General features: G+C 59.2%; 19 protein-coding genes. 6 read left to right on the top strand and 13 right to left on the bottom strand.

Annotated features, from left to right (window positions below; translation table 11 throughout):
- Positions 1-192: 192 nt before the first annotated feature.
- The 5 genes from OH491_RS04020 to OH491_RS04000 all read left to right on the top strand — a co-directional run bounded on the left by OH491_RS04020 (position 193) and on the right by OH491_RS04000 (position 5,985).
- Positions 193-1,485, top strand: coding sequence for an exo-alpha-sialidase (locus OH491_RS04020; RefSeq protein ID WP_068769224.1), 1,293 nt, complete (start codon positions 193-195; stop codon positions 1,483-1,485).
- Positions 1,486-1,542: 57 nt separating this feature from the next.
- Positions 1,543-2,694: an iron-containing alcohol dehydrogenase gene (locus OH491_RS04015; RefSeq protein WP_068769809.1), complete on the top strand. Its 1,152-nt coding sequence runs from the start codon at positions 1,543-1,545 to the stop codon at positions 2,692-2,694.
- A gap of 49 nt (positions 2,695-2,743) precedes the next feature.
- The gene (locus OH491_RS04010) at positions 2,744-3,685 is read left to right on the top strand and encodes a dihydrodipicolinate synthase family protein (RefSeq protein WP_334319111.1); all 942 of its coding nucleotides are present in this window, start codon (positions 2,744-2,746) and stop codon (positions 3,683-3,685) included.
- On the top strand, positions 3,682-4,716 hold the full coding sequence (gene pdxA / locus OH491_RS04005) for a 4-hydroxythreonine-4-phosphate dehydrogenase PdxA (protein WP_068769226.1): 1,035 nt from the start codon (positions 3,682-3,684) through the stop codon (positions 4,714-4,716). Before OH491_RS04010 ends, pdxA begins: the two co-directional genes overlap by 4 nt.
- A gap of 66 nt (positions 4,717-4,782) precedes the next feature.
- The gene (locus OH491_RS04000) at positions 4,783-5,985 is read left to right on the top strand and encodes a four-carbon acid sugar kinase family protein (RefSeq protein ID WP_068769227.1); all 1,203 of its coding nucleotides are present in this window, start codon (positions 4,783-4,785) and stop codon (positions 5,983-5,985) included.
- Between the two features lie 85 nt (positions 5,986-6,070).
- Here OH491_RS04000 and OH491_RS03995 read toward each other — a convergent pair whose 3' ends face one another.
- From OH491_RS03995 to OH491_RS03965, 7 genes are all read right to left on the bottom strand, one after another.
- Positions 6,071-7,489, bottom strand: coding sequence for a glycoside hydrolase family 28 protein (locus OH491_RS03995; RefSeq protein ID WP_068769228.1), 1,419 nt, complete (start codon positions 7,487-7,489; stop codon positions 6,071-6,073).
- A gap of 10 nt (positions 7,490-7,499) precedes the next feature.
- Positions 7,500-8,900 carry a sulfatase gene (locus OH491_RS03990; RefSeq protein WP_334319112.1) on the bottom strand — a complete coding sequence of 467 codons (1,401 nt, stop codon included), beginning with the start codon at positions 8,898-8,900 and terminating at the stop codon, positions 7,500-7,502.
- 30 nt (positions 8,901-8,930) lie between these two features.
- Positions 8,931-11,324 carry an SUMF1/EgtB/PvdO family nonheme iron enzyme gene (locus OH491_RS03985; RefSeq protein ID WP_334319113.1) on the bottom strand — a complete coding sequence of 798 codons (2,394 nt, stop codon included), beginning with the start codon at positions 11,322-11,324 and terminating at the stop codon, positions 8,931-8,933.
- Positions 11,325-11,515: 191 nt separating this feature from the next.
- The gene (locus OH491_RS03980) at positions 11,516-12,922 is read right to left on the bottom strand and encodes a glycoside hydrolase family 88/105 protein (RefSeq protein WP_084441912.1); all 1,407 of its coding nucleotides are present in this window, start codon (positions 12,920-12,922) and stop codon (positions 11,516-11,518) included.
- 38 nt (positions 12,923-12,960) lie between these two features.
- Positions 12,961-14,274 carry a hypothetical protein gene (locus OH491_RS03975; RefSeq protein ID WP_068769231.1) on the bottom strand — a complete coding sequence of 438 codons (1,314 nt, stop codon included), beginning with the start codon at positions 14,272-14,274 and terminating at the stop codon, positions 12,961-12,963.
- 79 nt (positions 14,275-14,353) lie between these two features.
- Entirely contained in the window at positions 14,354-15,694 is a 1,341-nt protein-coding gene (locus OH491_RS03970; protein ID WP_068769232.1) for a hypothetical protein, read from the bottom strand.
- Positions 15,695-15,745: 51 nt separating this feature from the next.
- On the bottom strand, positions 15,746-16,255 hold the full coding sequence (locus tag OH491_RS03965) for a leucine-rich repeat domain-containing protein (protein WP_334319114.1): 510 nt from the start codon (positions 16,253-16,255) through the stop codon (positions 15,746-15,748).
- Positions 16,256-16,348: 93 nt separating this feature from the next.
- Between OH491_RS03965 and OH491_RS03960 the strand changes: the two genes are divergently transcribed.
- Positions 16,349-16,576, top strand: a complete 228-nt coding sequence (locus OH491_RS03960; protein ID WP_342750866.1) for a hypothetical protein — start codon at positions 16,349-16,351, stop codon at positions 16,574-16,576.
- A gap of 144 nt (positions 16,577-16,720) precedes the next feature.
- Here the strand turns inward: OH491_RS03960 and pelA (OH491_RS03955) are convergent, their stop codons facing one another.
- The 6 genes from pelA (OH491_RS03955) to pelA (OH491_RS03930) all read right to left on the bottom strand — a co-directional run bounded on the left by pelA (OH491_RS03955) (position 16,721) and on the right by pelA (OH491_RS03930) (position 24,621).
- Positions 16,721-17,890 carry a pectate lyase gene (gene pelA / locus OH491_RS03955; RefSeq protein WP_068769234.1) on the bottom strand — a complete coding sequence of 390 codons (1,170 nt, stop codon included), beginning with the start codon at positions 17,888-17,890 and terminating at the stop codon, positions 16,721-16,723.
- Positions 17,891-17,960: 70 nt separating this feature from the next.
- The gene (gene pelA / locus OH491_RS03950; protein ID WP_068769235.1) at positions 17,961-19,142 is read right to left on the bottom strand and encodes a pectate lyase; all 1,182 of its coding nucleotides are present in this window, start codon (positions 19,140-19,142) and stop codon (positions 17,961-17,963) included.
- A 48-nt stretch (positions 19,143-19,190) separates the two neighbouring features.
- On the bottom strand, positions 19,191-20,930 hold the full coding sequence (pelA, locus tag OH491_RS03945; RefSeq protein WP_068769236.1) for a pectate lyase: 1,740 nt from the start codon (positions 20,928-20,930) through the stop codon (positions 19,191-19,193).
- 20 nt (positions 20,931-20,950) lie between these two features.
- Positions 20,951-22,111: a pectate lyase gene (gene pelA / locus OH491_RS03940; protein WP_068769237.1), complete on the bottom strand. Its 1,161-nt coding sequence runs from the start codon at positions 22,109-22,111 to the stop codon at positions 20,951-20,953.
- 13 nt (positions 22,112-22,124) lie between these two features.
- Positions 22,125-23,294 carry a pectate lyase gene (gene pelA / locus OH491_RS03935; protein ID WP_068769238.1) on the bottom strand — a complete coding sequence of 390 codons (1,170 nt, stop codon included), beginning with the start codon at positions 23,292-23,294 and terminating at the stop codon, positions 22,125-22,127.
- Positions 23,295-23,424: 130 nt separating this feature from the next.
- Positions 23,425-24,621 (bottom strand): pectate lyase, encoded by a 1,197-nt coding sequence (pelA, locus tag OH491_RS03930; protein WP_068769239.1) that lies wholly within the window; start codon positions 24,619-24,621, stop codon positions 23,425-23,427.
- Positions 24,622-24,706: the final 85 nt, after the last annotated feature.

Below are 24,706 nucleotides of genomic sequence, written 5' to 3'. Positions count from 1 at the left end.
TTCTCTAGGTTTTACAGAATAAAATGATATTTGCGTGATTTTTGATGGAAAAATGCTTGATTTATTTCATGAAAAATATAACATTTCATTTAAAATTCATTGAAATTATATATAAATCAAGCATTGCCAACGTGTTTTGTTTGAAGCTGGCATGACAATAATTTCCGCTTCACACACAGGCAGGCAAACACCATGAAAACACGCTCACTCGTTTTGCGACACCCCAACCTTCTCCTTGCGTTTTTTTGCGCAGTCGCGCTCGTGCCTGTCCCATCCCTGACCGCCTCGCTGGAGTCGGGCGAGAGCACCGCGATTATCATCAAGGGATTGAAGGAATGGCCCTCGCCAAATCCGTCCGACAAACTGCCATCGGTCAGCGGTGTGGAGACATCCACGGTGCTGCGGGCGGACAAAGAGCATCCCGAACTTGGCGACGGACGCGGTTGGACGTTTCATCACCATCCCGACATGGCTGTGTGGCGCGGACGTCTTTATGTGGCATGGAGTTCATGCGTGAAGGATGAGGACACATGGCCCAACCGCGAGCTTTACAGCACGTCCGCCGATGGCCGCGCGTGGTCGAAGCCGCTGGAGATGTTTCCCGAGGGTGTGTCCACGCCATTCCGCATGTATTTTTATCGTACGCCCGACGACGTGATGCTCATGTTCGCCGGTGTGCGGCTGAATCGTGACAGGCTTTCGGAAAAGAAGAAAGACGGGATGGTGGTGCGCCGCGTCATGCCCGATCATACGCTCGGCCCGGTGTATATGTTGCGCATGCCGAGGGCATGGGGCGGAGACGAAAAACCAGATGGCCTTCCGGGTGCGTCCCTGGATATATATTCATCTTCCAATGACAGGGATTTTATCACGGCCTGTGAAAAACTCCTCGCTGATTTTGTTGTGCTCAACCAGCAGGACTACGGTCGCATGCTCGACAGGAAAAATCGGATGCCATGGGCAAATGCCACCGAATGGGCGACTGCCGCCGGTTATTCGGAATCCCTGGCATCCTCCTTTGGCAAAGCCATGTCGTTCTATCACCGCAAGGACGGCACAATTGTCGGCATCGGCAAGAGTCGCTGGGTGACTGTCTCGGACAATGGGGGCAAAACCTGGTCGCGGCCCGTCCGCTCGACTCAGCTTGTTACCGGCACAGCCAAAGTATGGGGGCAGCGCACTACCGATGGACGCTACGCGCTCGTATATAACCCGCACGCCAAAAACCGATTCCCTCTCGTCGTCGTGTCGGGCGAGGACGGTGTTACCTTCCGAGACATGTGCATGGCCAACTCCGGTGACCAATCGCAACGCTACGAGGGAAAGAATAAAAATACCGGTGCGCAATACGTTCGCGGCATTGCCGAATGGGCGACAGACGGCACCTTCGCGGGAGAGAAAAACAACCTCTGGCTCGTGTATAGTATCAATAAGGAGGACATTGTCGTAAGCCGCATCCCGCTCCCGGTGCGCCCCGCAAAATAAACCGACCGGCGGCAGCCATTCTCCATGGCGGTGCGCAATCCGGCCAGACTCCTTTGCATGGACACCGTTATTCTCCAACAACCCCATCGCCTCCTCTTCGGCTGCGGTAGCGCGCAATCCATCCCCGGCGAACTTGCTGCCGCCGGCCTCCGTCGCGCGTTTGTCGTCACCAGTACTCCCGTGGTTGCATCGTCCGCTGTGGCCTCGTTGTGCGACGCGTGGCGTGCCTCCGGCCTCGCGCTCGAAATTGCGCCGCTGGTGGATCGCGAGCCGGAGATCGCGTTGTTTGAGACTGTGCTCGCCGTCGCACGTGTGTTTCGCCCCGATGTGGTGATCGGCCTCGGCGGCGGCAGCCCGCTCGACGTGGCCAAGCTCACCGCCGCTCTGCTCGACGGCGTGCAGGACGTGCGCGAAGTGTTCGGCATCGGCTTCTTGAAAAAACGCGCCACGCATCTGATCTGCATTCCGACCACCGCGGGCACAGGAGCGGAGGTGTCGCCCAACGCCATTCTGCTCGACGAGGCCGAGCGTCTGAAAAAAGGCGCAGTGAGTCCGCATCTCGTTCCCGATCTCGCGGTCTGTGATCCCGACCTTACGCTCACCGTGCCGCCCGCCGTCACTGCCGCGACCGGCATCGACGCGCTGGTGCATTGCATGGAGGCCTACGCCAACAAGCACGCGCACCCCGCCGTGGATGTTTACGCGCTCGAGGGCATCCGGCGCATCGGCCGCTCCATTGAGCGCGCAGTGCGCGATGGCGCCGATCGCGACGCCCGTGCCGACGTGATGCTCGGCGCGCTTTACGGCGGGCTCTGCCTCGGCCCGGTCAACACTGCCGCCGTTCACGCGCTCTCCTATCCGCTCGGCGGAGAATACCGCATCGCGCACGGCATGGCCAACTCGTTGCTCATGCCGCACGTTTTTCGTTTCAACCTCACCGCGATGCCCGCGCGCTACGCCGACATCGCGCTTGCGCTCGGCTGCGCGCCAACCGCCACGGTGTCCGCCACCGCTGCCGCCGGCCTGGCGTGGCTCGTGGCTCTCTCTCGTGCCTGCGGCATTCCCCAGCGCCTTCGCGACGTCGGCGTTCCCGAGTCAGACCTGCCCCGCCTCGCGCAAGAGGCGATGAAGGTCACGCGCCTTTTGAAAAACAATCCCCGCGAGCTCACCGCCACTGACGCGCTCGGGATCTACCGCGACGCGTATTGAAATTTTAATTACAAAAACAGGATCCTCGTACCGCATGCCCGCAGCATCCATGGCCATTCTTGAAAAAGGCCGCATCCGCGCCGCTCTGCGCGGCCATGTCATCGTGCCGATGATAAGCCCGCTTACGCCTTCCGGCAAACCCGACCTGACGGCGACATTTCGCGTCGCGGATCACATCATCGGCGGTGGCTGCCAGGGACTCCTGGTCGGAGGCACCAACAGTGAAGGCCCCTTGCTCGCACTCGCGCACCGCATTGCCCAGATTGAGGCCGTCGTGGAACACATCGCAGGACATGGCATGGTTTACGCTGGCATCGGAGCTACGGCATTTGACGACGCGGTGGAGCTAGGCCGCGCAAGCCTGCGCTCCGGTGCGGTCGCGGTGGTCGCACACCCGCCGCCGTGCTTCATCATCAACACGGCCGAAATCGAGGCGTATTATCTAAAACTCATCGATGCGGTCGATGGCCCGTTTTTTATTTACAACATGCCGCTGACCACAGGCATCTCGATTCCGCTCGATGTGATCGGGCGGCTCAGCACGCATCCGCTTGTGATGGGAATCAAGGATTCCGAAGGTGACGCGGAGCGACAGGCTCTACTTGCTGCCATGCATAAGGATCGTGCGGATTTCACCGTTTTCTGCGGTGCGATGGCTCACTCCGCGCGCTCGCTTGCAGCCGGGGCCGATGGCAACGTGCCCAGCGCCGGCAACCTTGATCCTGCCGCGTGCCGCCAGCTCGTGGACCTTTCTCTCTCGTCCGCTGTCGTGCCATCCGCGCTTGCCGTTGCGCAGGATCGTGTGGCAGCCGTCAGCAAGGTCTATCAGGAAGGACGCAAGCTTCCCGCACAAATTTCCGCGCTCAAAGGCTGCGCCAGTCTGCTCGGGCTCTGCTCGCCAGACATGCTTCCGCCGCTCCTCACCACGACCGACACGGAACGCTTCGAGCTTCGCCAGCGCCTTGTCAGGCTCCATCTTCCGGTCTCATGAAACGCTCCGCCAAACCCATTCTCGCCGTCACTATGGGCGACCCGGCCGGTACCGGTCCGGAACTTATCATCAAGGCGCTAACCCACCCCGAATTGCGCGCTGTCTGCCGTCCCGTTGTGGTGGGTGATGCTCGCATGCTTGTTGAGGCCGCCGCCATTGTCTGCCTTCATCCCGAGATCAGGAAAATATCCTCTCCGTCCGCCGTGCTCGACGATCCCGAAGTGATACCGGTCATCGATCTCAACAATGTCCCGCGTCACGGGTTTGAACGTCGCAAAGCCAGTCCCACCGGCGGGCATGCGGCGTATGAATACATCTGTCGCGCTGTCGAACTTGCCAAGTCCGGCGACATGCAGGCCATCGTGACCTCGGCCATCAATAAAGCTGCGCTCCATGCCGCCGGGCACCACTACGATGGGCACACTGAGCTGCTTGCCGCGCTTTGCGGAAACCCGAAAGTCACCATGATGCTTGCCACCGGAAAGCTCCGGGTGTGCCACGTGAGCACGCATGTCTCGCTCACAGAGGCCATCAAGCGTGTCCGGGCGGATCGCATTGTCTCCGTGATACAACTCGCACGTGACGGCATGCGCGAGCTGGGCGTCGAGGACCCGCACATCGCCGTCGCCGGCCTTAACCCGCACGCGGGCGAGGGAGGGCTGTTCGGAGATGAGGAAATCAGGCACATCACCCCCGCCATCGAGCAGGCGCGCGCGCTCGGCATCCGTGTGAGCGGGCCGTATGCCGGCGACACGGTGTTTTTTCGCACATTGCAAGGCCAGTTCGATTGCGCCATCGCGATGTATCACGATCAAGGCCACGTTGCCGCGAAGATGCTCGGCATCTGGCAGGGCGTGAATATCACGCTCGGTCTGCCTATCATCCGCACATCGGTCGAGCACGGCACCGACTTTGAAAACGCGGGCAAGGGCATCGGCGATCCACGCAGCCTGCTTTGTGCGCTCAACCTCGCGGCGACGATGGTCGCCAATCGCCTTGCTGTCACCGGCTCCGCCATTAAGACCGTGTGAACGGATGGCACTCGCGCGATTTCTCGTTCGCAAAAATTCCGCCGCACCATCGTCTGTCCTGCGTCCATGTCTCACACGATTCTTGCCGACGACCTCAGCGGTGCGATGGAAACCGCCGCGACCTTCATGCGCCACGGTTGGAGTCCCTCCATTCCGCTTGACGAATCCGTCGCCGTCCCGGCGGGCGCGTCAGTGGTGATTTCCACCGAGACGCGCAACCTCCCGCCCGCCACTGCGCTCTCGGTGCTGGCGGCGCGAGCCGGCGAAATTCGACGGATCGGAGCGAATCTTGTTTTCAAAAAAATCGATTCCACCATGCGCGGCCCTGTCGGCGCGGAACTCGCCGCCGTGCGTGAGACATGGCCGGAGCGCCCGGTGTTCATCACGCCCGCCAATCCGCTCGTCGGACGCGTGGTAGTAGATGGAGTTCTGCATGTTAACGGGATACGCGTCACGCAGACTCCGTTTCGTCATGATCCAGGCTGGCCTGTCATGCACAACGAGTTGATACGCCTGCTCGCCGCGAGCGGCGGCCCGGGCGGCACTGTCACGCTACCGCTCGCCGTGATTCGCGGGCGGGTGCGCGTGCGATGGCTGCGTGAGAAAATGGCCGCGGGGCGCATGGTGTTTGCGTGCGACGCGGAGACAATCGACGACCTCCGCGCAATTGTCGCCGCCGCGCGCGAGGCGCACGGCGCCCCCCTGTTCACCGGCTCCAGCGCGCTCGCCGCGGTTGTCGCGGAGTTTGCGCGTCCTGCCGCGAACGCATCAACGGTTGAAAACAAAAACGCCCCGCCGCCCATGTGCGGCGGCACGCTTTTCGTGTGCGGCAGCAAACACCCGGCGAGCCACCATCAGATGCGCGCGCTCGATCTGCCGTTGCGCATGTTGACACCGGAGTCGTTCGGGCTTGCAAGCGAGCTGGCCGCCGACCTCGCGGCCCGGGGCCGGGCCACCGTGCTATGCGCGGATTATCCAGGGCTGCCAGAGGATGCCCTGGCCGCGATGGGGAACATCGTGGAGACCGTCGCACGCATTGCGTTGGTCGGCACTCTTTTCGTCACCGGAGGCGAGACCGCCCGCGCGCTTTGCCGCCGCCTTGGCGGCACGGCACTGGAGCTTCGCGCGGAAATCGAGCCGGGCGTGATTGCGGCACGCATGCTCTGTCCTGAGGGCGCGCGCCTCGTCATCACGAAACCCGGCGGCTACGGCGACGCCCAATGCCTCGTGCGCATACGTGAGTGGATTTACGAGGCATCGGATTCATGAGTGAGGATTGCTCAAATCATTATGATTTTGGTTCTAGATAATAGAAATCCGGCGAAATTCTATCCATGGGAAACCTGTGGTGTTATTACCGCCTGCTGATGGCCTCCGCACTTGGTGTGGAGGCGCCGCCGTGGATGGACTCGATGAGGGGGTTTTCCACATTGTCGAAATAGAGCAGGCTGCGGGCGGGCGCATTTTCGACGGAAGGCCAGACGGCGTTCAGGTTCGCGATGCGCAGGCCCTTCACATTCTTGAAAATGAAGGCCGAAGGGATGGCACCGAAGGATTTATTTGTCACCGGCGATGGCCCGCGTGCTTCATTGAATGTTTCGAAGCCGCCAATGCGGTAGGAAATGTTAGAGAAAGAGATATCTTCCAGTGCGAGGCCGTCGATGGCGTGCACCATCACGCGACCATTGGTCTCGATAGTAATGTCGCTGAAGGCGATGTTGCGCACGATGCCATCGGGCGAGGATTTGCCGCGTTTGCTGAGCTCGATGATAATGGGAATCTCGTAGCCCTTGCTCCATTTGCGCTTGGTGAGAAGGGTGATATTATCGAAGCGCACGTTTTCCATCGTGCCGCCGTCCTTGCAGATGAGGCCCAGGCCGGTGCGGGCGGAATGAATCACACAGTTCGAGAAAAGCACACGGCGATAGTCGCCGTAGCTTTCGGTGCCGAGCTTGAGCGCGGTGGCGGAGCTTTGCAGCACGCAGTTGGTCACGACGACATTCTCCACCGGCGGTGTGACGTCACCCATCTTGGTTGTCTTTAACACAATACAGTCGTCGCCTGCCTCGATGTGGCAGTCGGAGATGATGACGTTGCGCGAGGAATCGACGTCGATGCCGTCACTGTTGATGGCGCGCAGGTTATTTATGATTGAGATGCCCCGTATATAAACACCGTCGCAGTTTTTCGGATGCAGTGTCCAGCCGGGCGCGTTGCGGATGGCAACATCGGTGATGCGGATGTTGCGGCAGTCTATCAATTCAATCAGGGGGGTGGGGCGGGCGTGGGCGATGGTGATGTCATTATTGAAGAACGAGTCGCCGTTGCCATCAATGAAACCACGCCCCTCGATGCCGATGTTTTCCGCGCCGCAAGCATAGATGAAATGACGCATCGGATAGCCCTTTTGGTTTTTCCCGTCGATATCGATGATGCCTTCCAAGTAGAGGCTTTCCTGCGGGGGATAATCCGCGATGTCCCTGCTGCCGAGCACTGTCGCGCCTGGCGAAAGGTGGAGCGTCACGTTGCTTTTCAGATGGATGGTGCCGGAAAGAAATTTCCCTGTTGGAAAATAAACCGTGCCGCCGCCCGCGGCGTGACAGGCATCGATGGTTTTCTGGATGGCGGCGGTGTCCAGGGTTTTCCCGTCGCCGATGGCACCGTGTTCCGTGACATTATGATTCCACGCGTCGGCGGAGATCGGCAAGGTGAGGATCGCGCAGAGCGAAAGGCAGAACAGGGTGGCGGATATTTTCTTCAGGTATGAATGCATGATGGTGATGTTATTTTTTCGGGTTGCTTGAAAGAACGGCGGCAGCTTTCGGGCTGACGGTCATTTCCTGCGCGTCTATATCGCGTTGCCACTGGGCGAGCTTCGCGCGCAATTTCAAGACGAGGGCCTGGTTTTCGGCGGCGATATCGCGTTCTTGTCCCTCGTCGGCGGACAAATCGAAAAGGCTCGCCGCCGGACCGATGCCGAGCAGCGCGCCCTCGTGCCATTCGATGAGCATGTGGTTTCCGTCGCGGATGGCTGAGGCGGGATGATATTCTCCGAGGCTGTGGTAGTGTGGAAAATGCCAGAATAGCGGGCGCGCCGCGAGCGGCATGCCGGAGCGGAGTTGCGCGAGCAGGCTCATGCCGTCGGCCGGCACATCGGAGGTGTCGCACCCGGCGGCCTCGGTGAGCGTGAAGAACAGATCCTGCGTGATGACGGGGGTGTCGAAACGCGCGCCGGCAGGGATGACTCCGGCCCAGCTCACGCAGGCCGGAACGCGCAGGCCGCCCTGCCACACGGTCGCCTTGCCGCCGCGAAACGGCGTCTGGCTTTGCAGGGACATGACATTGCCATTGTCGGATGCGAAGACGATGAGGGTGCGTCGCGTCAAATCGAGTTTATCGAGCTCGTCGAGGATGCGACCGATATGCGCGTCCATGCGTTCAATCATCGCGGCCATGACCGGATGATTTTCAGGGCGGACCGCACCGGGTTTGTTGGCGTATTTAGCGACAAGCGCGGGTTGCTCGGTCAGAGGCGTGTGAACGACGTTGTGTGCGATGTAGCAGAAAAACGGACGGTCCTTGTTGCCCCGCATGAATTCCAGTGCATGGTCGGTGATAGCGGCGACATTGTGCGCATCGGGTTTGTCGGCATTTTTCGCACTGGGCTTTCGGGTATGAAACACGACATCGAATCCCTGCGACTCGGGATCCATCGGACGGCCGGGTTTGTAATTATAATCCGGAGCGAGGTGCCACTTGCCAAACAAGCCGGTGATGTAGCCCCGGTCGCGCAACCGCTCGGCGATGGTGACTTCGGGGAGCGGGAGGCCCTGCTGCATCTCGGGCGTGACGAGCGGACGGCCTTTGCCGGAACTGCCGGGGATGAAGTTGGTGAGATGCAGGCGAGCAGGCCATTTGCCGGTCATGAGAGCCGCTCGGGTCGGAGAGCAGATGGGTGCGGCGGCATACGCCTGCGTATAAACCGCGCCGCTGCGCGCGAGGCGGTCGAGGTTGGGTGTCTCATACCACGTGGAGCCGTTGAAGCCGGTCTGGTTCCAGCCCATGTCATCGGCGAGGATGATGACAATGTTGGGTGGTGGCTCCGCGGGTTGCGCGGTGGCGGCTGGAAGCGTCAGCGCGACAGATGACGTGGCGGCGAGCGAGGCACGACGGAACGGGAGCATGGATGTTATTTTCATATGCGAGACGCCGGCTTAGTTTTCGCCGGGACTTCCTTTCTTCGACTTCACTCGACCGCGCTCGAATTCCACGCGGTAGATTTCTTTTTTCGTGACGCGGTCGTACAAAACCGCCGGACCGTCGGCCGCGAGATCGCGCCAAGTCGAGCGAGTGCGGATGGAGCCATCGGGCCAGTAGTTCGTCCACTCCATGGATCCATCCTGTTTGTATTCACGAGTCCATGACAGGATGCCGCCGGGCAGACCCAGGGATTGACGCCCAGAGAGGGCTCCAAGCGCGTAGTTGGCCTCGAATTCGGGTGTGCCGTCGGCGTGGAAGGATTGGAATTTCCCATGTAGGAGGAAGCGTCCGTCATCGGCGATGCCGCCTGAGTAGCGCAGGCGCACGCGGCCGACTTCGTCGGTCTCGGTGTATTCCTTCACCACCGGAACGTGCGACGCCGTTGAACACAGCAACTTCGCATCGGGAGCGGGCGCGGCGATATCGTATTGCAGGATCCATGCTTCGTTGAACTCAAAGTGCAGGCACGGTTGGTTCATCGAAGTGATAAGGTGTATCATGCCGTTCGGCGCCTGGCGCGCGACAGAGTAGCCAAGTGTGCCGCCTCCCATCGCCGCCGCACGTTCGGGCCTCTCGTGCAATTGCACACCAGGGAGAATGCGGGTTGCCCATGTTTCGCCTTCATCGTCGGAGAGCGCGACGAGCGCGCCTCGCTTCTCGATGGAGGCAGGCGCCTTGCCCTTGTCGCTCTGCAGGTCGCAGGCGAAGAGGAGGCGGTCGCTGGCGAGGCGGATGAGCGAAGGCCGCTGGTTGCTGCCGAGCGCGGGGAAGGGGGTTTTGGAGACGGCCCATGTTTTTCCCCCATCGGAAGAAAGCGAGCGCGGCATATAGCCCTCGATGTTGGAGCTCTTGCCACCCATGCCGAGGATTCGTCCGTCGCGCAGTTCGACAAACGCGGTGTGCCGCCCGCCGGTGCGTCCGCCGGGGTCGGCCCAAGTGACGCCGTTGTCGGCGCTGCGCCAGAGCAACGACACAGATCCATGGCCATCGCAGGCAACATTGATGACGCCGTGGCGATCGCGGAAAGCGTTGGTGACAGGTTGCGCGGAATGTGGGCCGACCGGATCGGGGAGGCGCGGAAAGTTGATCGTGCCCCACGTTGCGCCGTGGTCGTCGGACATCATCCATTGGAAGGGGAACCCCGCGGCGTAGTTGTTGAAGCCCCAGAAAAACCAGAGACGCCCGGTGTCGTTCCAAAGCATCGGTGCGTGGTCGTTTACGTCGGGGATATCGAGAAACTGGTCCGGAGGATCCCATTGATCAGCGCCGAAGCGCAGACGCAGCCCCATGAGCGCAACTTCCGGATCATGCTCGGCGGAGGCGCTAAAAAACACGGCGAGCAAATCACCGTTGTCGCATGCGATGAGTGCAGGGCTATGCTGGTGGCGGAGAAATGCCCGCGGCCAGCCGAGCGCGCGGAAAGTGACAAGTTCGGAAGTACGGACATTTTCCGGCGGGGTGGGGAGCAGGAGGCGTTTTCTAAAATACGGGCGTGCTGGGTCTGGTGCGATGGTGGCATTTGCGCCGGATTGCACGACGGCGCGCGAGGTGAGCGGCGTAACGGCAGGCTTTGGCGCAGATTCCGGCGGGGGCGCAAGCACGATGCGGAAGCCGGTGCGGCCCTGACCGTGGCGGTTGGGTGTTTTGCGGAATGAATGACGCTCGGGATTCTCCCCGGAGTTTGCGGGGTGTTTTCCGGCATTGGCTGCGCGGCTGGCGATTTGCAATTCCTCAAGCGGGCAGGGCGGAAAATCTGGGGGCAAGCCGGCACGGTTGGCAGAGCGTGCGTAGAATGTGGTCTCGCGGTCGAGCCCGCCGCCACGAATCACGCGGGCGACGCCGAAGGCCGGGCCGACTGGGTCGGTCTGCGCGTCGAACGAATATTTGCCGTGCCAGTCGAGGCACCATTCGCCCACCCCAGTATGCATGTTCTTCACGCCCCAAGCATTCGCGGTTTCCGACGAAGGTGGTTCGCTACCTGACGAAAACAACGTGGTTGTACCGGCCCGACAGGCGTATTCCCATTCAGCCTCGGTGGGAAGGCGGTAGGGTTTGTCTTCGCGCTTCGAGAGCCAGCGGCAGAAGGCGGCGGCATCGTGCCAGCTCACGCCGGAGGCATAAGGCTGTGTGTCGGGATTGCCCGTATAGGTGCCGCGGAATTTTTTGAATTGCTCAGTCGTGACCTCGACCTCGCTAATATAAAAGGGATGGGAAATTGTCACCCGATGCGCAGGATGCTCGTCCCAGTCGCCGCGCTTAAGATGCGTGCCCTGCGTGAATGCCTCAGCCGGTGTATCGTTTGTCTCGCCCATGACAAACAAGCCTGCCGGGATGGGCAGCATTTTCATGCCGAGCGAGTTTGTGAACGGGACGTCGGCGGGTGCGCATGAACACAACAGAGACAACCCGCCCGCGAGAAGCGTGACTTTAATATATGGAGCGAAGCAATGCATGGGGCGGAAATAACAAGATGAAGCGCCAAGCAAGGGCTCCGCTTGCAAAGCCCCTGCTTGACGGGAATGATGCGCCCGTTTTGGCGTTATTTCTTTTTCGGCACGTAATGATAGGTGCGAGTTTTGTATTGGATGTCGATGGTCGGGTTTTCCATCGCCCTTATCATTTCCGACCCGGCAAGGAGAAACGCGCCGTAGGCGTGGGTGGCGTAAGGACTGCGGGGTCGATTGTAATAATATACATTGTCGCTGGCAAAGGTCGTGCCCACGCAGGTGTCCTCAAGCTGGCCGCGGCGGTTTACCTTCTGGCTCAGGCCAATCCAGCCGGCCTGCGCGATCGAGCCGTAGGTCACGGGGCTGATCCACCCTTTGTTTATCGCGCGGTAAATGCTGTATACAAACATCGCGGTGCCGGAGGTTTCCTCGAAGGTTTCGGCCTTGTCGAGCATCTGGTGCCACATGCCGGTGCCGGACTGAAGCGTGGCGATCGCATAGATGTGTTTGCGCAGGTAGTCGAGAATGGCATCGCGTTGCGGATGGGTTTCGGGTAGCACGTCGAGCAGCTCGATGGTCGCCATCATGACCCATCCGTTGGCTCGGCTCCAGTAGAAGCAGGGATTGTCGGGCTGGTTGGAATTCCAGCCGTGGGCATAGAGGCCGGTATTCTCGTTGAAGAGGCGCCGGGACATCTGCACGACTTGTTTCGCCGCGTCGTCATACCAGGACTTGTCACCAGTCATACGACCCATTTGCGCGAGGGCGGGAATGCTCATGTAGAAATCGTCGCTCCAGAGCGACTCGGGTTGCGGGCGCTTGCGCGCGAGGGTGCCGTCCTTGAGACGCATTTGCTCCTTGCTGATGTAGTGGCTCCAGCGGTCGATGACCTCCTTCAAGTCGGAATCGACACCAGCCATGCGGGCCTTGATAAGCGCGGCGCACATCGCTCCGCACGAGTCGAGCGAATCGGGTTCGATGATATTGCGGAATCCGTTTTGTTTGATGAGGACGGGCTTTCCAAATTTGTCGTGCTGTGCCTTGAAGTAGGGCAGCCAGTCGTGGATGAAGGCCATGTGGCGTGCGGTGAAGTCGCGGAATTTTTTGTCTCCGGTGACCTCGGCGCACTGGAGCATGCCGGAATGGGTGACGCCCATGGTGTAATCAAACACGCTGTGCGAGCCAGCCTCGCCACGCTCCATGACCGCGGTCTTGATGATGGTGTTCTTATCAAGAATCTGGTCGCCGGTCCTGGTATCGATGACGCGGGTGACGCAGGCCTGATCGAGATAATCACGGACGCGGACGAGCAGATCGATGATTTCGGCCTTTTGCGGCATTTGATAAGGAACGGGATAGCCTCCTTCGGAAATATCATAGGGCGCAGGATTATCGCGATTGCGAAACGGACCGTCGGCGAGCAGCGCGGTCACGGATGAGGCTGCGAGCGCAAGCATCGCAGCGAATTTTATATGGTTTGAGGGGGTGGTATTTTTCATGATGGGAAAGGTGATTGTGTCTGATTATATAATATGAATCAGTCCGGCAGGCTGATGAGAAACATCTGGCGGGTGCCGTCCTCCGCTATGCCGGGAACGACGACTGCATTGCCCTCGCGATTCCATGCGGGCGAAGCGTCGAGGCGGAGCGCACCGGCCTTGCCGGTGGACCACACGGAAAGCCAGATGCCGGGGGACTTGAAGCTGCGGCCGGTTTTGCGATCCAGGAACATATAATGATTGTATTCACTGATGCGCGAACCGTTCACAAGCCAGCGTCCGTCAGGCGAGACTGCGGTGTCGCCGCCAGGTGAAATGAACAGCCCGGGTCCGCCGAGTTCGGCGACGACCTTGCGAGCGCGCACGTCATAGCGGATGAGGCTGTCCTTGATGGCGCCAATCATGCAGCCGTCCATGTCCCAGTCGGGATGGCCTCCGATGTAGGTTTCATGCAACATGAGCTCGCTACCGTCGGGACGCATGGAGAAGGGGGCATTGATGCGCGAACCGGGTTTCTCAGTTTCGAAATCGGCGCGGCAGTAAAAATAGACAAGGTCATTGTTGCGGTTGTTGAGGGTGTGGTTGATGAACAGGTGGCGCGAGTCGATGCGCTCCGGGTCGAGCGGGCGGAGTTTTTCGCGGAGCTGGGCAAAGGAAACGAGAAGCCTGCGTCCGCCGGTCTCGATATCGACGCGGTAAATGCCATCATCCTCGGGTGCGGCGACGCCGTCCGTCCAGTCGTGCGCGCCGTTATAGCCGGTGACGGGGCGCAGGCGGGCCATGCGGGCGTAGTTGATGGCGAGGAAGTAGCCACCGTTTTGCGCGATGCCGCCGTTGGCCACGGCGCAGTGGTCGAAACGGTATTCGCGGATGCGGCCGCCTTTGCCGTCGGGCCCGGCGGTGATGTCATAGAGCACGGTGAAGATTTTGCCGGTCTTCACATCGCGGTCGTTAAAAAAAAACTGCGTCTCGGGATGCTCGGGATTCCAATAAAACATCGTGCCCTGCTGCGGATTCCAGCCGCGAGTGGCATCTAGAACTCGAATACTATAGTCGCGCGTATCGATGAGGCAAACACCGGCGGCATCACCGGCGTCGGGGAGGCGGTCCTGGAATTGTGTTTCGAGGCAGAGGATGTAGCGACCGGTATCGTTCCATGGGATGGTGCGGCACTGGCCGATGTAGCCGAAATAGTGATTGGCGGGCCCTTGGGTTATCTGGCGGACCGCCACGCCGGGATCTGCTGAGCGCAGGGCGGCGTCTTTGAGCGGTTTGCTGGAGATGCCCTGCGCGTGGGAGGCGAGGGAAAAAAACGCAGAGAAGATGAGTGTGTATAATGAGAAATGCTTCATGCTGATACATGGTTGTGGTGGCCTCGGAGAGATCGATCTTGTCGGGGATTGTTTCCAAATATTACATAAAATATCAGGTTTAGTCGGGCAGGGAAATCATGAACATCTGTCGGGTGTCGTCCCCTGCGATACCGGGGACGACAATGGCGTTGCTCTCGCGATTCCACGCGGGTGCGGGGTCAAGACGGAGCGCGCCCCATTTGATGGTCCAGTCGGCCATGTAAACGCCGGGGGACTTGAGAGTGCGGCCGGTCTTGCGGTCGAGGAATATATAATAATTATATTTTCCAATGCGGTCGCCGTTGACGAACCAGCGGCCGTTGGGCGAGACGGATATGTCGCCTTCGGTGTCAGTGTAGAGTTCGTTGCCGCCGAGGTCACCGATGATTTTCTTCGTGGCAGTGTCGTAGATGACCTGTTTGTCGCTGTTCGAACCGATCATGTATGCGCCGGAATCCCAGTCGGGATGACCGCCGATGAAAATGCTGTGCGCGGTAAGGCCCGTGCCGTCCTGACGCACGGTGAAGGGAACGTTGATTCGCGTCTGCGGCTCGGTCTCGAAGTCAGCGCGACAGAAGAAGTAGATGAGGTCGTTGTTGCGGTTGGCCAAGGTGTGGTTGATAAAGAGGTGACGCGTGTCGATGCGCTTCGGGTCCATGGGGCGGATGGCCTCGCGGAGTCGGGCGAAGGAAACGATGAGCTTGCGTTCGCCGGTGTTGATATCGACACGATGGATGCCGTCGTCCTCAGGCGCGGCGACGCCGTCCGTCCAGTCGGTCGCGCCCTTATAACCGGTGACGGGGCGCAGGCGGGCCATACGGGCGTAGTTGATGGCGAAAAAGTATCGGCCATTTTGTGCGACGCCTCCATTGGCCACGGGACAGCCGTCGAAACAGTATTCGCGGATGCGGCCTCCTTTGCCGTCGAGCCCGGCGGTGATGTCATAGAGCACGGTGAAGATTTTGCCGGTCTTCACATCGCGATCGTTGAAAAAAAACTGCGTCTCGGGATGCTCGGGATTCCAATAAAACATCGTGCCCTGCTGCGGATTCCAGCCGCGAGTTTGGTCAACGACGCGCAGTTGGCCGGTGGTGGTGTCATAAAGGCAGACACCGGCGGGGTCGCCGGCCTCGGGAAGACGGTCCTGGATGAGTGTCTCGAGGCAGAGGATGTAGCGACCGGTATCGTTCCATGGGATGGTGCGGCACTGGCCGATGTAGCCGAAATAGTGATTGCGCGGACCGCCGGTAAGCTGCCTCACGGTGACGCCAGGGTCGGGCGTGCGGCGTCCGGCGGGTGTGGTGGCCTCCTCATGGCCTTCGCCGGCGCCGATGTTGGCCTGGGCGTAGAGTGCCGTCGAGGCGATGGTCGATGCGAGGATGCCGGAAAAGACGCCGAAGAGGAGTCTGGATTTTGTCATGATTATGGAGATGTGGCGGTTGGTCTGGTTGAAGAATCGGCGAGCAATATGTTATTTATCTCTTGCCGTTTTCTTCGTTTCGCCGCGCTCAGCCAGAGCCTTGGCATAGGCACCCGGCGGACGCGTGGCCTCGGTGCGGGCACGGATTTCCGGCGGGAGAGAGGCGGGATCGATGCCGGTGTCCTTGATATCGATGGCGGCGGTCATTGAGGCGAACCCTTTCCCATAAGGCAGGGTACGAAGTTTTTTGTTGCCGCGAAGACGCAGTTCATAACGAATCGAAACCTCGGCGAAAGCCTGCGGAATCTCAGCAAGGTCGTTGTCGGAAAAATCAACCACACGCAGTTCTTTCAGATTGCTGATAGAATCGGGCAGAGAGGTGAGCTTGTTCTTGTCCAGGCGGAAATGAATCAACTTGGTGAGATTGCCGACTTCCCGGGGGAGCACGGAAAGCTGGTTTCCGGCGATTTCGAGTTTACGGAGCCCGGCAAGGGTGAACACCTCGGGCGGAATTTCAGTGATTTTATTATCGGTAAAATACATTCCTTGGAGTGATTTCATTCCGGCGATGGCGGGCGGGATATGAGTCAGTTTGTTTTCCTTGAAATATATGAAGATGACATTCTCCAGCCGTCCGATTTCCGCGGGAATATCGTGGAGATCGTTTTTATTGAAAAAAAGTTGGAGCCGCGGGACGGTGATAATGGGGACGATTTTCCCGCCGAACTCCACCTTGAGCGTGCTGATGCCTTTCAGATCGGTCAACTTTTTATCGGAGAGCGGCAGCACGTGGTCGCCCTCCTTGAAATTATTTATCTGGTCGGATTTCAAAAGAGGAATACCCGACGCATCGAATTTTTGCGGGACGGTGTATATTTTTAGAGGTTGGCCCGCTCTGGCATAATCAGCCAACGACACGGTGCGCGCAATGACGGACGCGCTGATGGCGTAGAGCATGAGCAGGACGCACAAGAAACTTTTTGAACAGAATCGCATGGTTATATACAGCTGCGGTTATGGAAGAGATCAGGGGGTGAGACCGTGTTTTTTGAGCCATGCGGGATATTCCTTTTCCATCACATTGGCGGGCCAGTAGCCATACCAATGATAACCGACGCGGCGGTCGAGTTCGAGTTCGGCAAGGGAGTCCTTGCGCGAGCCATCGCGGTTGGCGAAGACGGGGTTGCCGGTGTTGATGTCGTAGATGCGAGCCCAGATCGCGGGGGCGGCGGGATCGTTGACGACGCGACGGTCGAAGTCACCCTTGTGGCGGACGGTCTCGTAATAGGGAATTTTGAACTCCTCGATACGAATGCCGGTGATTTTGGCTGCATCGAGCCAAGCGGCGGCGGCACGCACGGCGACGATGATTCGCGGGCTGGGGTTCTCGATTTCCATTAGGTATTGCATGACCTCCGGTGTGTCTTCGCCACTGGTGCCTGGATACTCGAATTTGCGGGCTTGCGCGGGTTTGAGGGTGTGTTCGTGGTATTGCTGCGCCCAGCCGGTGAGCCTGCCGTCAGACGTACGTATTTGAGCGTCGAGCAGGCAACCCTCTCCTTTTTCATAGGCTTTGCGGGCTTGCTCGCGGAGAGCGTCGTCAACCCAGAGGAAGCCGCCGGTGCGGTCTACAATGTGGCGGAGGACGCGAAGGTTTCCCACCATCACGCCGTCATTAAGCGTGAGGCGCGGAGCATAGCCTTTGGGGTCGGGCCAGCTTTGGGGCCAGCCGCCGATCGGATATTGCGCGCTGAGGATATAGCAAATTCCGCGCAGACAGGCATTACGGAGGGCGGTGTCACCTGTGAGGCAGTAGGCCTTGGCGAGATAGGTGACCTGTGTGTGTGTGGAGTTATTGTCGAAGGTGCTGGACTTGCTGTCGCGACGGGCAAGGACGGCGGCGCGTTGTTCGGGCGTAAGGATAGCCAGCATGTCGTAGTCCTTCGGCCAGCCGCCATTGGCATGTTGATAGACGAGAATGTTGCCGGCGATCTCACGGATTTGCTCCGAAGAATAATGTTTCTGGTCGGAGAGCATCTGGATAGCGCGCTCAGGCTGGATGACTTCGCGGAAATGCTGGGCGCTGTCCTCGAAGTTCGAGACATCGATGATGTCGGCAGCGCGGACGCTGAGGCTAATGCAGAATGAGGAATGCAGAACGCAGAATGACAAGGCGAATTTAATTGAACGGTGCATGTGAAAGCGAAGAGATGATTGTCTTTCGGATGCTGTGCAGAGAGGCATCGGAGGGGGGCCCATGCCGTGATTATTTTGAAATATTAGTTTTTACATTATTCCTTTTCAACCATTGGGGATAGGATTTGGCGAGGATGCCGGCGGGTTTTTGGGAATGCCAAGCGTAGCCGCGGCGGCGTTCCTGATCGACCTCGGCGAAAGTATATACAACTTCGCTTTTGAGGGTGGCATACATGGGGTGGTCGGTTTCGAGTTCGTAGAAACGTGTCCACAACGGACCGGCTCCGGGGGAGGGCACCTCGCGTTTGTCGGTGACCGGCTTACCTGTTTTCGAGTCAGTGGTCTTGAAATTCTCGACCTTGACGTCCGTAATTTTCACCTTGTCGAGCCACGCGGCACCGGCCTGCACGGCACGGATGATACGGGCGTCGGGGTTATCAAATCCCATGAGGTATTGTATAATCTCGGCGGTGTCCACGGAGCAGAGGCTGGGAAGTTCGTATTTGCGAGCCTTGGCAGGTTTCATATCCTTCGGATCGTGTTGCTGGCCCCAACCTTGGAGGATGCCCTGCTTGTTTGCATATTGCGTGGCGAGCAGGCATTCGACGCCTTTGGCCACGGCAGCGCGCGCCTTCTCCCGGCGTTCGGGAGAAAACCATTCGAAGCCGGCACGGGCGTCGGCGCAGTCGCGCAACATTTTCAACATGCCGATGGTGACGCCGTCGTTGTAGGTGATGAAGGCGTGGAATCCCTTCGGGTTGGGCCAGATTTGCGGAAAGCCGCCGCAGGGCAGTTGCGCAGTGAGGATGAAATCAAAACCCCGCTCGCAGGCAACACGGTATTTTTCGTCGCCAAGAATACCGTAGGCCCTGGCAAGATAAACAATTTGCGAATGGGTGTTGTGATTGTCGATGGTGGTGTCCACGGCAGAGCGGGTGGCGATGACGGCCTTGCGCTGCTCCGGCGTGAGAATGGCCTGCATGTCGTAGTTTTTAGGCCAGGCACCGTTGTCCCGCTGGAAGAGGAGGACGTTGTCGGCGATTTCGCGGATCTGGGTATCTTTATATTTCGGCTGGTCGGGCAGGGCACGGATGACGCGGTCGGCACTATCGGTATTTACATTATACCAATGCTGCGCACTGTCATGGAAGTCGCTGGTATCGATGGAGGGCGCACCCGGTGCAGCTTGGCCGCTACCTGGGAACGCGGAATAAAAAATGCAGAATATCGTTAAAAGACAGCGGGGATTCATGGCGAGTAGGTGTGATTGCGAGAAGAAAGGGGCGCCGAGCAGGTCTGCTCAGTTTTTGGTGACGCGAAAATTTTCAATTTTAATTTTGGATTTTACCGTACGAAAACCGAACCAGCCCTCGGCAAGCGGCTGTGGATCGCGGTAGGCGAAGATGGTCTCGCCGTCGCGGATGTATGTGGTGGTGCCGTCGGCGGCCACGGTGATCGTGATGGCGTAGGTGCGGTCGGGTTGGAGAAGGTGCGCGGGATCGGTGAATTCGTGCTCAGGGAGGAGCGGGCGGTCTCCGGTGCCGTCGTAGCGGCGAAAGCGGGTGGTGGTGTTATTGTTGCCACCGTAGCCTACGTAGTAGGTGAGGAGGCTGTCATAGGTGGAGAATTTTCCGTTGCGCTGGTGCGCGGAATGGAAGAGATCGGCGGGGTTCCCGGGGTCGGAGGCCATCCAGAAACAGTTGAGGTCGGAGACGCGGGCATCGGAGTCCATGGTGGCATCATAGCGGATGGTGAGCGGAGCGGTGAGTTTCTGACGGAACCACACAGTGCAACCTTTGGTGTCGGTGATGGTGAGCACGCCATCGGCGGCGGTGACAGTGCCGCCGGGCATCTGCTCGACGGCCCATTTGCCCAGGTCGTGACGAAAATCGTCAGACGTGGTGGCGGCGGAGATTTTTTCGAGCCAGGCGTGATATTGTTTCGCAAGGACATCCAGCGCCCAGTGCCCATACCAATCGTAGCCATTGCGGCGGTTGTGGTCGATTTCAGCGATATCGTAGTGTTTTACACCGTCACGTCCGGCGAAGATGGGGTGGTTGGTTTCGAGTTCGTAGAGGCGCGCCCACATGGGCGGCGCGGCCAGGTCAGCGACGACGGTGCGGTCGGCGACTTTCGTGCCGGATGCGTCGTGGGTGATGAGTTTTTTGCCGGTGATTTTGACCGCGTCGAGCCAGGCCACGGCGGCCTTCACGGAGCGGATGATTTCGGCGGATGGGTTTTCGACCTCCATGAGAAAGGCCGCGATCTCGGCGGTATCCTGTCCGCAGAGTGAGGGAAGCTCGTATTTGCGGGCGAGGGCAGGCTGCATGTCTTTCGGGTCGTGTTGTTGGCCCCAACCTTGGAGGACTCCCTGCTTGTTTGTGTATTGCGTACTGAGCAGGCAGGTGATGCCGCGGTCGAGCGCGGCGCGGGCCTGTTCGCGGCGAGTATTGTCCATCCATGAAAAACCATTGCGGCCTTCGGCCATGTCGCGCAGGAGACCGAATAATCCGATGGTGACACCGTCGTTGTAGGTGATGAAGGCGTGATAACCATCGGGATCCGGCCAGATTTGCGGAAAACCACCGCAGTCGAGCTGTGCGTCGAGGATGAAGTCAAAACCGCGCAGACAGGCATATCGGTAGGAGGGAAGACCGAGGCGTTCATAGGCTTTGGCGAGATAGACGATCTGCGTGTGCGTGGTGCGGTTGTCGAGCGTGGTATCGTTGTGGTCGTGCGACTCGATGACAGCCTTGCGTTGCTCCGGCGTGAGAATGGCCTGCATGTCGTAGTTTTTAGGCCAACCTCCGTTGGCACGCTGGAAGAGGAGAATATTGTCGGCGATGTCACTGATTAGGGTCGGGGCGTATTGTTTCTGACCGGGCACGCACTCCATCACCCGACGTGGGTTTTTATAATCATACCAATGCTGCGCGCTGTCAGCGAAGCCGCTGAGGTCGATGGTGACGGGGGTGTCGGCGGCGCGGGCGACGAGCAGGAAGATGGAAAAGGCGAGGGTGACGAGAATTGTTTTTTTCATGTGACTAAAAAACAAATGATTCATTCGGAGAGGTTATTTTTCTTGAGCCAGACGGGATATTGTTTTTCGAGAATCGCGAGCGGCCAGGAGCCATACCAGCCGTAGCCGGTGCGGCGCTCGCGGTCGATTTCGTCGAGGCTGTATTTTCGCACGCCGTCCCGACTAGCGAAAATGGGACGATTGGTCTCCAGCTCAACCATGCGCGCCCAGAGCGGCAGGGCGGACGGATCTTCGACGACACGGCGATCGGAGCCGGTTTTATGGCGATTGAATTCGATGTAGCCAGCCTTGAAGTTTTCGACACGGATGCCGGTTAGTTTCGTGGTATCGAGCCATGCAACGGCGGATTGAATCGCGCGAGTGACAGCGTCGCCGGGACGTTCGATTCCCATGAGATAGGTGAGAATTTTGCAGGTATCCTGCGGACTGAGGCAGGCGAACTCGAAGGTGCGTGCCTGCGCAGGCAGGAGGGTTTTCGGGTCGTGTTGCTGGCCCCACCCCTGAAGGACGCCCTGCTTGTCTTTATATTGCATGGCGAGAATGCAGGCGAGCCCCCGGTCGGAGGCGGCGCGGGCTTTTTTCGCGGTGGTGTCGTCAATCCACTCGAAGCCGTTGCGTTTGTGAGCGATGTCTCCGAGCAGGTTCATGATGCCAACCATGACGCCGTCGTTGAAAGTGATGAGACCGGCGATGCCCTTGTGGTTGGGATGACGCTGCGGGAATCCGCCATTGGGATATTGTGCATCGAAAATGAAGGCGAGGCCGCGCAGGCAGGCATCGCGCCACGATTCCTCCTTGAGCTGGCGGTAGGCATTGGCGAGGTAGGCGACCTGGGTATGGGTGGCGTGATTGTCAAAGGTGGTGTCGTTGCGTTTATGCGAGTCGCGGAGGGCTTGTATCTGGTTGTCGTTGAGAATGGCGCACATGTCATAATCCTTGGGCCAGCCGCCGTTGGAGCGCTGGAAAAGGAGGATGTTGGCGCAAATCTCGCGGACCTGCTCAGGCTTATAGGACGGCTGGTCGGGGACGGGCTGCATGACGCGCTCGGGCTCGTTGATATGGCGCCAGTGCGAGGCGCTGTCCTTGAAACCGGAGATATCGATGGCGGCGGCACGGACGATGCCGCTAATGCATAATGCAGAATAATAAATGAAGAATAATAATATGGAACGCTGGAGCATGACGCGTGTTTTATTATTTAATATTATTTTTTTCCATCCACGCGGGATACGCGCGCTCGATGATCTTATGGGGTCCGGTGACGAACCAGTTGGAGCCGGAGCGGCGTTCGCGGTCGATTTCGGCGAGCGAATACTTGATGGCACCGGAGCGATCGGAATAGAGCACGCGGTCAGTCTCGAGCTCATACATGCGCCCCCAGAGCGGCTCGGTGGCGGACGGATCTTGCACGACGATGGTGTCGGTCTTGGAGGTTTTGCGGTTGGAAACATTTTCCTCGGCTGCGACTTTTTCTACGCGAATGCCGGTGAGTTTGACCTTGTCGAGCCAGGCGACGGCACTTTTTACGGCGGCAACGATCTCAGGCGAGGGTTTTTCGATGCGCATAAGGATGTCAAGGACATCGCAGGTCTCGCCAGGTGCGTTGCAGGGGTGCTCGAAGGGGCGTCCGAGGGCGGGCTTGAGCGTGTTCTGGTTATATTGCTGGCCCCAGCCTTGCAACACGCCCTGCTTGTTGCGGTTTTGCATGGCGAGGAGACAGGCGACACCTTTGTCGAAGGCGGCGCGGCATTTTTCGCGACGCTTGTTGTCGAGCCATGAAAATCCGTCTTGGCCGCGCGCGGCGTCGCGATACACACCGAGCACGCCGCCCATGACGCCGTCATTGAGCGTGACGAGGACGCCGATGGCGTTCTTGCCTGGATAACGCTGCGGGATGCCGCCGTTTTTATATTGGGCTGAGAGGATGAAGTCGATGCCGCGCTCACAGGCCTTGCGATAAGCATCCTCCCTCGTGGCTTCATATACTTTTGCGAGATAGGCAATCTGCGGATGCGTGCCGTGGTTGTCGAAGGAGGTGTCGGTTTTGTTGCGCGTGGCGGCGACTTTCTCGGCTTGGTCGCGGGTCAGGACGGCGCACATGTCGTAGTCCTTGGGCCAGCCGCCATTGGCACGCTGGAAAAGGAGGATGTTGGCGGCGATTTCGCGCACCTGTTTTTTGTCGTAATGAGGCTGGTCCTTCGAAGTGGCCTGGATGAAATAGCCGTCGTTTCTGATGTTGCGCCAGTGGTTCGAACTGTCGCGGAAGCCGGAGATGTCGATGGGCTCGATGCCGGCCTCGGTCGCGGCGGAAAGACCGGCATCGGCGAGTGCGAGGACGGCGAGGAGGATGTGAAAAATTTTCATATCATTGTGAATATTGAGAATGAAGAAATCTGCCATCGTTTCCGTTTTCTTACGCCTCCTTATTCTTTCCTTAGCCCATTCGGGGGAAAATCGGAAGGAGCGATATGAATACGGAATGAGGTTGATTGTTTTATTTCCCGATACGAATGTCCTTCTGATTGTTCTTTTTCAGCCAGGCGGGATAATCCTTGGCGAGGACGTCGGCGGGCCAGAAACCATACCAGTTGTAGCCGGTGCGGCGGTCGCGGTCGACCTCAGCGAAGGTTTTCACCTTCACGCCGTTGCGGCCACAGAAGGTGGGCAGGTTTGTATCCAGATCATACATCCGGGCCCAGATGACGGGCGCGGTGGGATCGGGGACGACACGGCGGTCCAGGCTGGTCTTATGGCGGGAAAACTCGGCGGGAGTCGATTCGAACTCCTCGTAGCGGAGGCCCTCGATCTTGGCGTCGTCGAGCCACTTTATGCCGGCCTGGATGGAACGTATGATTCCGGGAGCTGGGTTTTCGATGCGCATGAGATAGGTGCAAATCTCGGCGGTGTCCTGCGAGCAGAGGCTGGGGAGTTCGTAGGCGCGACCCTTGGCGGGCTTGAGGGTTTTTTCGTCGTGCTGCTGGCCCCATGCGCGAAGCGTGCCGTCGTTGGCGGTGAACTGACAGGCGAGGATGCAGTCCTCTCCGCGCTTGACGGAGGCGCGGGCCTTGGCGGCATGCTCGTCGTCGAGCCACTGGAAACCGTTGGCGCGATTGGCGGCATCGCGCAGGACGGCGAGGAGGCCGGTGGTGACGCGGTCGTTGAAGGTGATCTGAGCGAAGTAGCCCTTGGCATTGGGATAAAACTGAGGCCAGCCGCCGCTGGGATTTTGCGCGGCAATCATATAATCGAGGCCGCGCAGGCAGGCATCGCGGCAGGCGGGATCCTTGAGCTGGTTATAAGCCTTGGCGAGGTAGGCGACCTGCGGGTGCGTGGTTTCGTTGTCGAAGGTGGCATCGGCGCGGTCGCGGGTGGCGGCTACGGCGGCCTTTTCCTCGTCGGTGAGGATGGCGAGCATGTCGTAGTTTTTCGGCCAGCCGCCGCCGTCGCGCTGGTAGAGAAGAATGTTGGCGACGATTTCGCGCACCTGTTCCGGCTTGTAGGAGGGATGGTCGGGGCGGGGCATCACAATTTTGCCGGGGCCACCGACATCGCGCCAGTGGTGGGCGGCATCCCAAAAGGCATCAACGCCGATGGGCTCGGGTTTCCTCGACTTGGAGCAGCCAGCGAAGGTGACGGCTGCGGCGACGGCGACGGATACGATCAGACCGGGGATGGACGAGTTCTTTTTCATAATATCAAGCGTATGGATACTGGATTATATAGAATTATTTTTTATGGCCGCGAGATGCGCAAAAAAGCGGGGCATATATTCATGG

Origin of the sequence: Termitidicoccus mucosus (genome assembly GCF_038725785.1) — a bacterium.
In the GTDB taxonomy this organism is placed as follows: Bacteria; Verrucomicrobiota; Verrucomicrobiia; order Opitutales; family Opitutaceae; genus Termitidicoccus; species Termitidicoccus mucosus.
This window is presented reverse-complemented; position numbering and strand designations above follow the sequence as displayed.